Genomic DNA, 12,771 nt, shown 5'->3' with positions numbered 1-12,771 from the left:
GCCGTCGCCCTTCGAGGCTGGCCGAAGAGGCGAGCACCTCCAGCGACAACGGCTCCGCCGTTGCGCGGGGGTGACGGAATGAGAACCTGAAGGCCCAAGGTCTGACTTTCCCGCCGTGATGCCGGGTGATAGCGTCGGCCCATGTCCTGGTCCTTCCTGCTCACCTCGCTCATCGTCGTCGCTTCCCCCGGCACCGGCGTGCTCTACACGCTGGCTGCGGCGCTGACGCGCGGCTCGCGCGCCAGCCTCGCCGCCGCCTTCGGCTGCACGCTCGGGATCGTGCCGCACATGATGGCGGCGATGCTCGGGCTCGCCGCCGTGCTCCACACCAGCGCGCTCGCCTTTGCCGCGCTGAAATGGGGCGGGGTGCTTTATCTGCTCTACATGTCCTGGCAGGCGCTGCGCGAACAAGGTGCGCTGGCGGTCGAGGGCGAGATCCGCGAGCGTTCGGTCGGCCGTGTGATCGTCACCGGCTTTCTCATCAACATCCTCAATCCGAAGCTGTCGATCTTCTTCCTCGCCTTCCTGCCGCAGTTCATCACCGCGGACGAAGCCCATGTGCTGGCGCGCATGCTGGAGTTGAGCGGCGCCTTCATGGCGATGACCCTTGCGGTGTTCGTGGTCTACGGCCTCTGCGCCGCCTCGGTGCGCGAGCACGTCATCTCCCGCCCGCGCATCATGGCCTGGCTGCGCCGCAGCTTCGCCGCCGGTTTCGCCGCACTCGGCGCCAAGCTGGCCTTCGCGGAGAGGTAACTTCTTTCCCTCTCGAAGGTGCGGGAGCGTCCGCGTCTCCAACACTCAGCCAATAAAAAAGCGGGCCTCGCGCCCGCCGCCTTCAAACTCTCTACCCGAAGCCCGGGCGGAGCGAGGCTCCACCCGGGCAAAGAAACAGAAGCCTCGTTACTTCTTCTTCGCCTTCTTGGCCTTCTTCGCCTTCTTCTTCGTCGCCTTCTTCGCTTTCTTAGCCATAGGATCCTCTTAAGGGTTAATGGTGGAACGCGACACGAGGGATGCTCGGCGGAGGGCCAGCCTCGCAACATCCTCGACGACAAACTCAGCAGATTCGCGGGTCTCTGCCCCGCGCTGTCACATCCGTGTCATCGCGTTATCCACAGCTCAGATGCATTTTCGGGTGATTTTGGTGCGCGAATCCGCATCGCGGCGTCGAAGCAGCGTCGCCGCCGACATCCCTAACGATCCGACAACGCAAGCGGCGCCGTTCATGAATCCAAAACCAAAGGCGCGTTTTGCCGGATCGCGGTGAGACTCCATTAAGCGCGAGGGCCGCATTCTTCTCCGCAAGAAAACGGGGATGGGTCATGGACGGACGGCTGCCAGGGACGGGGGGCGCGACGCTGCGCATGCCGCGCGCGTCATGCTGAACGTACCGACGCTCTGGACCGTCTTCGTCGTCAACTTCCTGGCGCTCGGCGTGATCTGGGCCTACGTGACGCGCTCCTATCCGAAGTTCGTCGCCGCGCGGTTCTGGATGGCATCGTCCTTCGTCGGCGCGATCGGGGCGATGACGGCCCTGGTCCGCCTGTTCGTCGCCTCTCCCCTCCCGCTTCTGCTCGGCGCGGCCGGCGTCATCGCCGCGAGCTGCCTCGCCGCGATGGGCATTGAGCGCTTCTATGGCCGGCCTGTCTCTTGGCGCCTCATGACGGCTACGGGAGGCTTGAGCCTTGCCGGCGTCGTGGTCTTCATGGTCGGCTTCGAGCACATGCAACTGCGCATGCTCAGCTACACGCTCGGTCAGGCCCTGCCGCTGGTGCTGGCGCTGCGCCTGCTGCTGTCGCCGCCGGAAGGGCGCGTCAGCCCGGGCGCGCGGCTGTCCGGCATCGTCATCCTCACCATCATCGCGATCCTCATTGCCCGCACGATCGGCAATCTGCTCGGGCATGATCTGTCGGCGAAGGCCGGCGGCCAGACCCATGCCGTCATGGTGCTGGGGCTGCTGTTCCTGTCGATGACGCTCAATTTCGGCTTCCTGCTGATGGCGATGGACCGGCTGCGCGGCGAGGTCGCCGATCTCGCGCTGCTCGACGATCTCACAGGCGTCGCCAACCGGCGGCATCTGCTGCAGCGCCTGACCGAGGAATGCGCCCGCTCGGAGCGTAGCGGCGCGCCGTTCTCGCTGCTGGTGATCGATCTCGACGGCTTCAAGACCATCAATGACACCCACGGCCATGCCGCCGGCGATGCCTGCCTGCAGCACTTCACACTGATGGCGCAGACGCGGCTCCGGCCCGGCGACATGCTGGCCCGCACCGGCGGCGACGAGTTCTGCGTCGTGCTGCCGTCCTCGTCCTTGCGCGAGGCCGCCGCGATCGCCCGCCGCGTGCTCGAGGTCTGCCGTCAGGATGCCGAGGCCTGCACCGGCAGCGAGATCCCGATCGCGATCTCGATCGGCGTCGCGCAGTGGGATCGCGGCATCGGAGAATTCCCGGATCGCCTGATGGCCAATGCCGACCACGCCCTCTATGCCGCCAAGAAGAACGGCAAGAACGATTTTGCCGTCTACGATCCGTCGCCGCCGCTCTCGCCTGAGCCGATCGGCCGGGGCGAGACCGCGCGCCATTTCGCCTGAGGCCATGCTAGGTTTGGGTCTCTGTTGGACCCGCATGATGATCGCTCGCCTGCTCGCGGCCGCCCTCGCCGTTTTCTTTCTGATCGCCCCCGCCGCTGCCGAGGATGCCGAGCTCGCAAAGCTCGCCCGCGCCTCCGGCACGCCCGATATTCCCGGCCTGAAGATGGTCTGGCTGGCGCCATGGGGTGACGTCCGGAGCGCAAGACCCTGGCGCAACATCATCGTGCACCAGACCGAAGGGCCGGCGGGGTCGGCGCGCGGCGGCGCGCAAGCGCAAGCGAAGACCCCGACGCGGCGTGGCGTCACGGTGTGGGTCGAGACCGACGGCACGGTGTATTGGGCGGTCGCGGAAAACCTGGTGCCGACCCATGGCGACGGCGCCAACCGCAACGACAACAAGTTCATCGACAACGGCGCGACCTATCGCCAGGTCGTGCGCGACAATTCGATCGGCGTCGAGTTCGCCGGCAATTATCCTGATGTCGCGGCCGGCCCCACCGAGGCGCAGGTCGCTGCGTGGCAGATCCTCGTGAAGGTGCTGCGCGCGCGCTACGACATCCCGCTCGAACGCGTCTATGCCCACAACTGGATCGACTACAAGGACGCGCGCTATTGCGAAGGCTGCTGGCTCGCGACGCTGGCGAGGATGTGGGGGGAGTAGGCGGCATTCGGAGCCCGGGGAGGGGGCGCGGCAGCGGGCGGCCGAAACCGCCGGCACCGAATGGCCAAGGCCCGGCGAGCCTTCCCCGTTCAGGGGAAGGCCTTGGGAAGGTCGGCCGAAGGCTTCGTGACGATCTGATGCGCATCGCGCCAGATCACTTCACGCTGGTGCGAAGTCGTGATTGCACGCACCGGCAGGCCGCCTTCCCCGAGCAGCCAGGCGCAGTAACGCGCGCGGCTGACCGCCTCGCGGGCTCCGGGGTCGAACCAGCAGATGCCCCAGATCGAATCGCGCCGCTTGAAGTGCCGCGCGATGCGTCCGGGGATCGGCAGATGCCGTGCGAACCAGTCGAACTGGTCTGCCAACTCGTGCCGGATCCAGTCGGGGCAGTTGGTCCGGTCGAGATACCAGGACGCACGAAAGAAGCCGCTCTCCACGCGGCTGTGCGGGTGGATGAGCGGTGTAACGAACCGCAAATACATGACGACACGGCGCGACGCCGTGTTGCGTCACGCCCCTCGTAACCAGATTGAATGATCGGAAGAACGGCCGCGAAGCGGCGTTCAGCTCATGACCGGCCGCGGGCGAGCCGTGGGCGGCGGTCGGAACGTGTCGATTTCAACTTCATGCCGCCTCCCTCGAGAGCGTGAACAAAGCGGCGCGGTATCGCGCCGGGGCCGCAGCACATACACGAGGAGGCATCACGCGGCAAGCGCGATCGAGCGGGACGCATCGACCGCGGTCTCACACCGGCTGCGCCATCCAGCCCAGTAGCCGCCGGATCAGGCCCGGCCGCTTCGGCAATTCGGGCGGTCCATCTGCCGCCAGCACGCGTTTGAAGAAGTAATCCAAAAACACCATGTCGTTCGGCTCGGTGACGGTGAAATTCTCCTCGCCGAAGAACACGCTGTAACTGAAGAAGAACGGACCCATGAGCGGGATGGTCGCTGTGCCCGCATAATCCTTCGATATCACGAACTCGGACGGCTCCAGCCCGCGCTCGCGCATCGCCTGCTCGACCAGCGGCAGCTTGCGCATGAACTGGGCTGAGAAGCCGCCGACGGTGGATTGCAGGATGATCGACATGGTGATCGCCCAATCGATGCTGTCGGTCCGATCATTCTGAGTCGGATGAGCGGCGAGGCTGGTTCAAGATGACTGGCCCCGCGCCTCCGCGAACATGCTGGACATCACACGCAAAAAAGCCGGCGTTGCCGCCGGCTTTCTGTCTTTTCGATCCGCCAATCTCTCTTCGCGGCGAAGCCCCGCTTAGTGCGCGGCTTCCAGCGCGGCCTGTTCGGCCCTTGCGATCGTGCCCTTGACCGCGGACTGCACCTTCTCGAAGGCGCGGACCTCGATCTGGCGGACGCGCTCGCGCGACACGCCGAACTCGGCAGCGAGGTCTTCCAGCGTCATCGGCTCATCGGCGAGGCGGCGAGCCTCGAAGATGCGACGTTCGCGCGGGTTGAGCACGCCCATGGCGCCGTTCAGCGCGTCACGGCGTTCGTCGTACTCCTCGTGCTCGGCCAGCATGGCTTCCTGGTTGGGCGTATTGTCGACCAGCCAGTCCTGCCATTCGCCGGCTTCGCCGTCGTCGCGGATCGGTGCGTTGAGCGACGCGTCGCCACCGAGGCGGCGGTTCATGTCGATCACGTCCTGGTCCGTGACGCCGAGGCGCTTGGCAATGATCTTCACCTGGTCGGGGCGCAGATCGCCCTCGTCCAGCGCGTTGATCTTGCTCTTCGCCTTGCGCAGGTTGAAGAACAGCTTCTTCTGGTTCGCGGTGGTGCCCATCTTCACGAGCGACCAGGAACGCAGAATGTACTCTTGAATCGACGCCTTGATCCACCACATGGCGTAGGTGGCGAGACGGAACCCCTTCTCGGGTTCGAAACGTTTCACCGCCTGCATCAGGCCGACATTGCCTTCCGAGACGACCTCGGAGATCGGCAGGCCGTAGCCGCGATAGCCCATGGCGATCTTGGCCACGAGCCGGAGATGGCTGGTGACGAGTTGGTGCGCCGCGTCGCGATCGTCATGCTCGCGCCAACGCTTGGCGAGCATGTATTCCTGCTGGGGTTCCAGCATCGGGAACTTGCGGATCTCGGCGAGGTAACGGGAAAGGCCGGATTCTCCATTGAGGACCGGCAAAGCAGCGGTACGGGCCATACTGAAGCCCTCCAAAGGTTCAGGCCCCCGATAGCGGCGGGCCAGGCAGACGACCGCTGTGTTAAAGCCGGCCGTAGCTGCGATGTTCCGTTGGTCATTTCCAACGCACGCGCAATATACCCCATGGGGGGCCAAAAAGGGAAGGATTGCTGACGTCACGACCCCGTGTGGCAGCTATAACTTTTTGTAATGTAACGCTTTTCTTAAAGGGCCTGCGTCATACCGCCGCTTTCAGGGAGCCCTGGAGGAGAAGCAAATCCTCCGGCAAAGCCGCCTCCCAGTGGAGTAATTCTCCGGTCCTCGGGTGCTCCAATACCAGCAAATACGCATGCAGGGCCTGCCGCCCAAGCGCGGTCAGCGCGACCTGCGACTCGGGACCGAGCTGGTTCGCCTTGGTCTTGAAATGCGGGCCATAGACCGCATCGCCCATCAGGGGATGACCGATATGGGCGAGGTGGACGCGGATCTGGTGGGTGCGCCCGGTCTCGAGCTCGCAGGCCAGCAGCGTCGCGATCGGCTTGCCGTCGCGCCCGTTAAAACTCTCCAGGATCTCCCAATGCGTCACCGCCTCGCGGCCGCCCTGGCGCACCGCCATCTTCTCGCGCGCATGCGGATGGCGGTCGATCGGCGCGTCGACGGTGCCGCGATGGCGGCCAGGGACGCCCCAGGCAAAGGCCATGTAGCCGCGGCGCATTGCACCGGTGCGGCCGTGGTCGGCGAATTGCGCGGTCAGCGAGGCGTGGGCGAGGTCGTTCTTGGCGACCACCATCAGTCCCGTGGTGTCCTTGTCGAGCCGGTGCACGATGCCGGGCCGGCGCACCCCGCCGATGCCCGACAGCGAAGAGCCGCAATGGGCGATCAGCGCGTTCACCAGCGTGCCGGTCTCGTGGCCGGCCGCGGGGTGCACGACCAGGCCCTTGGGCTTGTTGATGACGACGATGTCGTCGTCCTCGAACACGATATCGAGGGCGATATCCTCCCCCTTCGGCTCCGGCGGGGCCGCTTCCGGCACGTCGATTATGATCGTATCGCCGGATGTGACGTGATAAGCGGGGTCGCGGACCGCGGAGGCCTTCAGGCTCACCGCGCCCGCCAGGATCAGGGCTTTCAGCCTCGATCGCGACAGGTCGGTGAGGTGGACCGCCAGCACGCGGTCGAGCCGGGTCGAGCCCTCGTTGCCGGCGACGACAACCTCCAACCTTTGCGCAGAGCCAGAATTTTCCATGACGACGACTGATACCGCTGTTCCCGAACCGAGCCCCGAGCAGGCCGCGCTGTTCGCGCGGGTGCGGCGGATGATGCTGATCGCGGGGTTGACCACGGCGCTGGCGATCTGCGCCGTGCTGATCGCGGTGGGCTACCGCCTTTTCAAGTCCGAGGGAAGGGCGGCCGAGGCGGCCAGTGACGTCACCGCCATCCTGCCGAAGGGCGCCAAAATCGTCTCGACCGGCCTCGCCGGCGACCGCCTCGTTGTCAGCCTGGATGTCGGCGGTGTCATCGAGATCCGCACCTTCGACGCCCATACCCTCAAGCCGGCCGGACGGCTGAAATTCGCCAATGAGCCGTAAAAGGCTCCTCGGGGTCCTTGCGGCGGACAAATTTCGAGGCTATTGGCTAGCCCTCACGCTCCCTTCGTCTAGCGGTTAGGACGCGGCCCTCTCAAGGCTGAAACAGGGGTTCGATTCCCCTAGGGAGCGCCAAATCCGCGATATTCCTCGACTTTTTGCTGCGCCCCCATCCGACGGCGGCCCCGTCCGGCCGCGCGATCTCGCTTGGTCATAGGTTGCGCGCCGCAGCGTCGACGCTGATGCTGATGAAGCGATCGAGTGGACCCGCCCTCACATTCACTCCGGCGCAAAGTAAGCCACATCGCGCCGTCGCTTCCGTGCCGCGCGATGGTTGCATGACGAGGCGCGCGGCTCGGGCTCCGCTCGACGCCTGTTTGAGCGGCGATCGCGAGAAGAGCCCTGGCCGTAAGCCCTGGCCGTAAGCCTTGGCCGTGAGTCCTGGCCGCAAGTTCAGTGATGCGCCGAAATGCTCCTGACGGTCTCGGTGAGCATATCACCGGACGCGGAATGGCCGACGTCGCCCAGGCTGATGATGCCGACCATCCGCTTGCTCTTGTTGATCACCGGCAGCCTGCGGACCTGCAGCTTCTCCATGTGATGCATCGCCTTGGCGAGGTCATCGTCCTCGCGGCAGCAATGGATGCCCTCGGTCATCACGTCGCGCGCCGTCGCGCGGCCGGCATCGAAGCTGTGGCTCGCGAGCCCTTTGCAGACGATATCGCGGTCGGTCACCATTCCGACCAGCTTGTCATCCTCGCCAATCGGAATGCAGCCGATGTCATGCGCCCGCATCAGTTTGGCAAGCTCGGTGATTGGGGTGTTGGGGCTGACCCAGTCGACACCCTTGTGCATCACGTCTTTGACTTTCATGGCGAGCCTCCGTTCGTGGGTTTCAAGTGCGTTGATGCAATGCAACGGCCCCCCAATCTTCCGAACTCCGACCAGACAAGCGCAGACACTCTCGCCGCCACCCTGCGGAACAGTATGACGGCGACCTCGCGGCCAGAGTTCCCGCCCAAGATCGCAACGGCAATGGGCGGTCTACAAAATCCTCAGTCATGCGCGCTGAAGCGCCCGTGCGGTGCGTTGGCCGTCAGGCGCGCAAACTGCGCGTGACCCATATGGAGCAGCGTCTCATGATCGCCGGCTTCCATATAGATGTCTGGCTGTGCCTCGATGCTGTCGTCGACGATCATTTCCAATCCGTAGCATTTGCCGACGGCGGGAACCGCACCGTGTGCACAGTCGCTGAACAGCCGATTGACCTCGGTTTCATTGGCCATGTGGACATTGTCGCCGAGGCTTGTCCTCAGGTCCGACAGGCGGAGGTGATGCGATGCGGGCAAGATGGCCAGCATGTATCCGCCGTCGCGCCGCAACACGATGCCCTTGGCGAGGCGGTCCCCCGAGATATGGCATGCCTCGGCCGTTCGAGCCGACGTCATGCTGAGTTCGTGCGGGATCACCTCGTACTGGATGTTCTCAGCGGCGAGGTATTTTTGGAGCGTGGGAGCAATGGCCATGACATCACCTCCGATGCGGAATGCAAACCATCCACCGTGAGGTCGACCCTGCAGACTCTCGCCATACGATGGGCGGCTGCCTGACTAGAGACTCAACATAGGTCTTCCATCCGCAAGCTGCAAATCATCATCAGATAGTCGGATAATCGCCTCCTCTTTCGAACCGGCTCTTGCTGCGCTCCGTTTGGGCACCAGGTCTCGCCGAAGTTGTATGGCAATTTCAATTACATAAGAGTTCGCGATGTCCTGAGCGGCGCGCCGGACAAATCCTAAGCCATTGAAAACCTGCACACTCTGGGCAACCATGTGAGCCTGGAGAGACCGCTCTGCTACGCACGTAGCCTCACAGGATGGTCCGCAATGGCGACTTCGGGTCACATGCAGCGCGCTTCGCGAACATCCGCTCCCATCGTCACGCCGGATGCTCAAATCAACCTCGCGGTCGCAGCATGGCAATCCTGATCCCCAGTCTGGGCTTCGCGCGCTTCGACAGCCGTGGAGAGCTACGACTCGCGGAACGGCTCAAGGACTTCCTCGAAGAGAACGCCGTCGTTTGGCACAACCTCCCTGTTGGCCCTCTCAACCGGCATCCGGATTTCATTATCGTTCATCCCGCGAGCGGCCTGCTCGTGCTCGAGGTGAAAGACTGGCGGCTGGAGACGATCGTTTCGGCGGACAAGACCAAGGTCGAGTTGCTGACAAGTCGTGGTGTCGTACGGGAGACCAATCCCCTCGAGCAGGCTCGCAAATATACGTTCGAGGTCGTGCGCACCTTGGAGCGCGATGGGCAATTGCTGTTTCCGCCCGGTCATCGCTACATGGGCCGATCCCTTCTTTCGTTCGGCTTCGGGGCCGTGTTCACGAATATCACGCGCAAGCAGTTCGACCAGACCAATCTCAAGGATGTCTTCGTCGAGCATTTATGTGTGTTCAAGGATGAAATGACGGAGGGCGCCGATCCCGAAGAATTCCGGTCGAGATTGTGGCGCATGGTTTATCCGCGTCTCGGAGAACCTCTATCGATGCCGCAGTTCGACCGGCTGCGTGCGCTGCTCTTTCCAGAAATACGCATACGACAGATTGCCCTGCCTCTGGACGACGCGACTGGGGTCGATCCTGCGGACCGGACGCTTGCGGTCATGGATATGCATCAGGAGCAGTTCGCGCGCAGTCTGGGAGAGGGGCATCGGATCATTCGCGGCGTCGCCGGATCGGGCAAGACGCTGATCCTGGCCTTCCGGGCCGAGTATCTGGCGCGCGCGGCGTCAAAGCCGGTGCTCATCCTGTGCTACGCCAATGGCATCGCCGGGCGGCTTGAGGATGCCATGCAGAGCCGGGGCGTAGAGAACCGCGTTCAGGTTCTTACCTTTCATTCCTGGTGCTACCGGATGCTGCGGACGTATGGGATTCCCGCCCCATCAGAGCGAGACTATCCTGACTACGCAAAGCGACTGGCTGCGAGCGTTTCAGAGGTCGTGAAGGCTGTAGATGAAGGCCATATCCCGGCGGAGCAGTACGACGCTGTCCTGATTGACGAGGCCCACGACTTCGAGCCGCAATGGCTCGCGCTTGCGGCCAAGATGGTGAACCCGCGCACCAAGGCGTTGATGGTCGTCTACGACGACATCCAGGCCATCTACAAAGGACGTGAACGCCCGGTGTGGAGTCAGCTCGGCATCGAAGCCAAGGGCAGAACGACCGTGTTGAAAGTCAACTACCGCAACACGGCGCAAATCGTCGCCTTCGCGAGACGCTTCGCTGCAGACGTCATTGGCGCTCCGGGCATCACGGCCGACGATGAGCACGCCATCCTGTTGCCCGAAGATGCGGGTCGGCAAGGACTGGAGCCGGACGTTCGGCGGTGCGTGAGCTCGACGCAGAAGCTCACTGCGTCGCCGAATGGTTTCTCGATCGGAAAAAGGCCGGGTACGAGTGGTCGCAGATGGCGTGTCTCTATCCGGAGCACTGGATCGGCGGGCGGGTCGCGCAGATACTCGCCACGCATGGCGTGCCGATCGATATGGCCAAAGACAATCGCAACAGAGTCTCGATCAAGCGGGTGGCCGTGCGGTTCTTGAGCATGCACAGTGCGAAGGGGCTGGAGTTTCCCTGCGTCGCCATCGCTGGCCTGGGCTTGCTCGGCCGTCACGGTGAGACCGTCGAGGAATGCGTCCGATTGACCTATGTCGGGGTGACCCGGGCGACTCACGAGGCGCTCCTGACCTATTCGAGCGAGTCCGCCTTGGTGCAGCGTTTGATTGCGTAGACTGGCACAGCCGCTCCCTCACGCCGTCGTGCCGTCGATCGAGCGGCGGATCACCTTCTGCACTTCCCCATTCGACAGGAACAGGTCGTGGTTGATGATGCCCAGCCTTCCTGGGAGGCATCGACCACGCGCACGCCGAGCCGGGCGATGGCGGCTTTCTCGGCGGCGCCGACCCGCGTCATTCCGCCTGCGATCGATGTCGATGTCGGGCGCAATTATGGTGACAGTGCACTCAATTCGCTCCATCGTCGCTACTCGATAGCGGAGAGCTGGCTCATTATGGAAATCCAATTGAGTACACTGTCACTTGTAATTCTGATGATTGCGCGAAGGCGAGACAGACCATCTCGCCTCCCATGGAAATGCAATCAGTGGCAGCTGCTGCATTCGCAGCTTCGACTAGCGGTGAATTGAGTGCCCCGTCACCCCGATAGCGAATTCCTCGTCGCGCGAAGTATCTCGTCCGACAGCTTGGGATCGTTCACCGCCCGGGCGAGGACCAAGGCCCCGACCAGGGAGGCGGTGGCGGCGAGCGCCTTGTCCCTACTCTGCCGTGGCTTCAGCGTGGAGGCCATTCGGCCGCTCAGGAAAGCGATCGCGCCCCGCACGCCGGCCGTGAAGCGCTCTCTCACGCCGCGGCTCTGGCGCGACATCTCGCAAGCCAGGGCGGCAAAGGGGCAGCCGCTTGCCGGATCGTCGCGATGGGCCGGCGAGAGGTAGTCCGAAACGTAATCGTCGAGAGCAAAGGCCTCGGGCAATTCCTGCGCCTTGGCCGCGATCGCGTAGGCCACCGCTTCTTCGACGAGCCGTTCCTTGGAACCGAACTGACTGTACAGGCTGCCGTGTGTCATCCCGGCCGCCTCGGCAAGAGCATCGACACCCACGCCGGAGATGCCGCGCTCGCGCATCAGGCGGGAGGCGGTATCGAGGATGCGCTCGCGATTCTTCGCCGCCTGTTCTTTTGAAACGCGCATGTTCGCTGGTCCTCAATCACGGGGCTTGACAATTATAATTACGGTCGTCATGTATATCAATAGTTACGATCGTAATCAAAATGTTTCTAGCCGAGTGGTGGCGCCGGAGAGGCTTATGAACAGGATTGAACCGAAGATCGCGCTGGTGACCGGCGCCTCGTCAGGAATCGGACAGGCCACGGCGGAGCGGCTTGCGAACGCCGGCTATAACGTGTTTGGCACCAGCAGGCGGGGCACACAGGCTGGCAAGCATCCGTTCGAGATGCTGTCACTCGACGTGACCAGCGATGCATCGGTAGAAGCAGCCGTCAGCGAAGTGATACGGCGCGAGGGCCGCATCGACCTGCTCGTGAACAATGCCGGCTTTGGTGTTGCCCCTGCGGGGGCGGAAGAGAGCTCGATGGATCAGGCACGAGCGATCTTCGACACGAACTTCTTCGGGCTGATCCGGATGACGCGGGCCGTCGTGCCACACATGCGACGCCAGGGGAGTGGCCGCATCATCAACATCGGCTCTGTGCTTGGCTTTCTACCGATGCCGTATGGCGCGCTCTATGCCGCAACCAAGCACGCGGTGGCCGGCTACTCGGAGTCGCTCGACCATGAACTGCGCACGAGAGGCATTCGGGTCTCGGTGATTGAGCCCGCGTACACCAAGACGCCGTTCGACGCGAACTTCCTGGAGCCCGATGCCAAGCTCGATGAATATCGCGAGGCGCGCGCGGGCGTGACCAAGAGGGTGAACGAGGTGATGGCAACGGCCGAACAGCCGGCCGTAGTGGCCGAGACCGTGCTGAAGGCGGCGAGCGCGATGCGGCCGCAAGTCCGGTACGCGGCTGGCAGCCTCGCGAAGCGCCTGCGATTCTTGCGGCGATTTGCGCCAGTCGGCTTGGTGGATGCCGGCATACGAAAAGACCTGCGTCTTGATGTGCGGGCGTCGCAGTCCGCCCGCACCGCCCGGGCCTTCTGACCGCAACAACCGGCGTACGCGCGGCCACTTGCCACCGCGACTGCAAGGAACCT

At 63.8% G+C, this 12,771-nt stretch carries 14 protein-coding genes, 1 tRNA gene and 1 pseudogene; 8 read left to right on the top strand and 8 right to left on the bottom strand.

Going from position 1 to position 12,771, the window contains the following annotated elements:
- Positions 1 to 141 precede the first annotated feature (141 nt).
- The 3 genes from XH81_RS11315 to XH81_RS11305 all read left to right on the top strand — a co-directional run bounded on the left by XH81_RS11315 (position 142) and on the right by XH81_RS11305 (position 3,248).
- Positions 142 to 753 (top strand): LysE family translocator, encoded by a 612-nt coding sequence (locus XH81_RS11315; protein ID WP_038971080.1) that lies wholly within the window; start codon positions 142 to 144, stop codon positions 751 to 753.
- A 622-nt stretch (positions 754 to 1,375) separates the two neighbouring features.
- Positions 1,376 to 2,587, top strand: a complete 1,212-nt coding sequence (locus XH81_RS11310; RefSeq protein ID WP_038948169.1) for a GGDEF domain-containing protein — start codon at positions 1,376 to 1,378, stop codon at positions 2,585 to 2,587.
- 34 nt (positions 2,588 to 2,621) lie between these two features.
- Complete coding sequence (locus XH81_RS11305) at positions 2,622 to 3,248, top strand: peptidoglycan recognition protein family protein (protein WP_097668850.1); 627 nt, start codon at positions 2,622 to 2,624, stop codon at positions 3,246 to 3,248.
- An 89-nt stretch (positions 3,249 to 3,337) separates the two neighbouring features.
- Here the strand turns inward: XH81_RS11305 and XH81_RS11300 are convergent, their stop codons facing one another.
- The 4 genes from XH81_RS11300 to XH81_RS11285 all read right to left on the bottom strand — a co-directional run bounded on the left by XH81_RS11300 (position 3,338) and on the right by XH81_RS11285 (position 6,642).
- Positions 3,338 to 3,685 carry a hypothetical protein gene (locus XH81_RS11300; RefSeq protein WP_244439184.1) on the bottom strand — a complete coding sequence of 116 codons (348 nt, stop codon included), beginning with the start codon at positions 3,683 to 3,685 and terminating at the stop codon, positions 3,338 to 3,340.
- Between the two features lie 307 nt (positions 3,686 to 3,992).
- Complete coding sequence (locus tag XH81_RS11295; RefSeq protein ID WP_028140459.1) at positions 3,993 to 4,334, bottom strand: hypothetical protein; 342 nt, start codon at positions 4,332 to 4,334, stop codon at positions 3,993 to 3,995.
- A gap of 183 nt (positions 4,335 to 4,517) precedes the next feature.
- Positions 4,518 to 5,417: an RNA polymerase sigma factor RpoH gene (gene rpoH, locus XH81_RS11290; protein WP_018318222.1), complete on the bottom strand. Its 900-nt coding sequence runs from the start codon at positions 5,415 to 5,417 to the stop codon at positions 4,518 to 4,520.
- 217 nt (positions 5,418 to 5,634) lie between these two features.
- Entirely contained in the window at positions 5,635 to 6,642 is a 1,008-nt protein-coding gene (locus tag XH81_RS11285) for an RluA family pseudouridine synthase (RefSeq protein ID WP_028140458.1), read from the bottom strand.
- Here XH81_RS11285 and XH81_RS11280 point away from each other — a divergent pair.
- Both XH81_RS11280 and XH81_RS11275 read left to right on the top strand, forming a co-directional pair.
- Positions 6,641 to 6,985 (top strand): hypothetical protein, encoded by a 345-nt coding sequence (locus tag XH81_RS11280; protein ID WP_028140457.1) that lies wholly within the window; start codon positions 6,641 to 6,643, stop codon positions 6,983 to 6,985. The genes XH81_RS11285 and XH81_RS11280 overlap by 2 nt on opposite strands.
- A gap of 57 nt (positions 6,986 to 7,042) precedes the next feature.
- Positions 7,043 to 7,117, top strand: a tRNA-Glu gene (locus XH81_RS11275).
- A gap of 318 nt (positions 7,118 to 7,435) precedes the next feature.
- Here XH81_RS11275 and XH81_RS11270 read toward each other — a convergent pair.
- Both XH81_RS11270 and XH81_RS11265 read right to left on the bottom strand, forming a co-directional pair.
- Entirely contained in the window at positions 7,436 to 7,855 is a 420-nt protein-coding gene (locus tag XH81_RS11270) for a CBS domain-containing protein (protein WP_028140456.1), read from the bottom strand.
- Between the two features lie 182 nt (positions 7,856 to 8,037).
- Entirely contained in the window at positions 8,038 to 8,508 is a 471-nt protein-coding gene (locus tag XH81_RS11265; protein WP_028140455.1) for an aminoacyl-tRNA deacylase, read from the bottom strand.
- Between the two features lie 449 nt (positions 8,509 to 8,957).
- Here XH81_RS11265 and XH81_RS11260 point away from each other — a divergent pair, with 449 nt between their 5' ends.
- A complete protein-coding gene (locus XH81_RS11260) occupies positions 8,958 to 10,586 on the top strand; it encodes a DEAD/DEAH box helicase (RefSeq protein WP_197905468.1) in 1,629 nt (542 codons plus the stop codon).
- 2 nt (positions 10,587 to 10,588) lie between these two features.
- Positions 10,589 to 10,774, top strand: a complete 186-nt coding sequence (locus XH81_RS11255) for an ATP-binding domain-containing protein (RefSeq protein WP_244439183.1) — start codon at positions 10,589 to 10,591, stop codon at positions 10,772 to 10,774.
- 18 nt (positions 10,775 to 10,792) lie between these two features.
- Here XH81_RS11255 and XH81_RS38735 read toward each other — a convergent pair.
- Positions 10,793 to 10,977, bottom strand: a pseudogene (locus XH81_RS38735) (hypothetical protein); the annotation flags it as partial.
- Between the two features lie 219 nt (positions 10,978 to 11,196).
- A complete protein-coding gene (locus XH81_RS11245; protein ID WP_028140454.1) occupies positions 11,197 to 11,748 on the bottom strand; it encodes a TetR/AcrR family transcriptional regulator in 552 nt (183 codons plus the stop codon).
- Between the two features lie 115 nt (positions 11,749 to 11,863).
- Between XH81_RS11245 and XH81_RS11240 the strand changes: the two genes are divergently transcribed.
- Complete coding sequence (locus XH81_RS11240; protein WP_028140453.1) at positions 11,864 to 12,718, top strand: oxidoreductase; 855 nt, start codon at positions 11,864 to 11,866, stop codon at positions 12,716 to 12,718.
- The last annotated feature ends 53 nt before the right edge of the window (positions 12,719 to 12,771 follow it).

This window comes from Bradyrhizobium sp. CCBAU 25360 (assembly GCF_028128695.1).
GTDB classification, from domain to species: Bacteria; Pseudomonadota; Alphaproteobacteria; order Rhizobiales; family Xanthobacteraceae; genus Bradyrhizobium; species Bradyrhizobium ottawaense.
The sequence above is the reverse complement of the archived record's forward strand: the minus strand, read 5'-3'. Positions and strand labels throughout refer to the sequence as shown.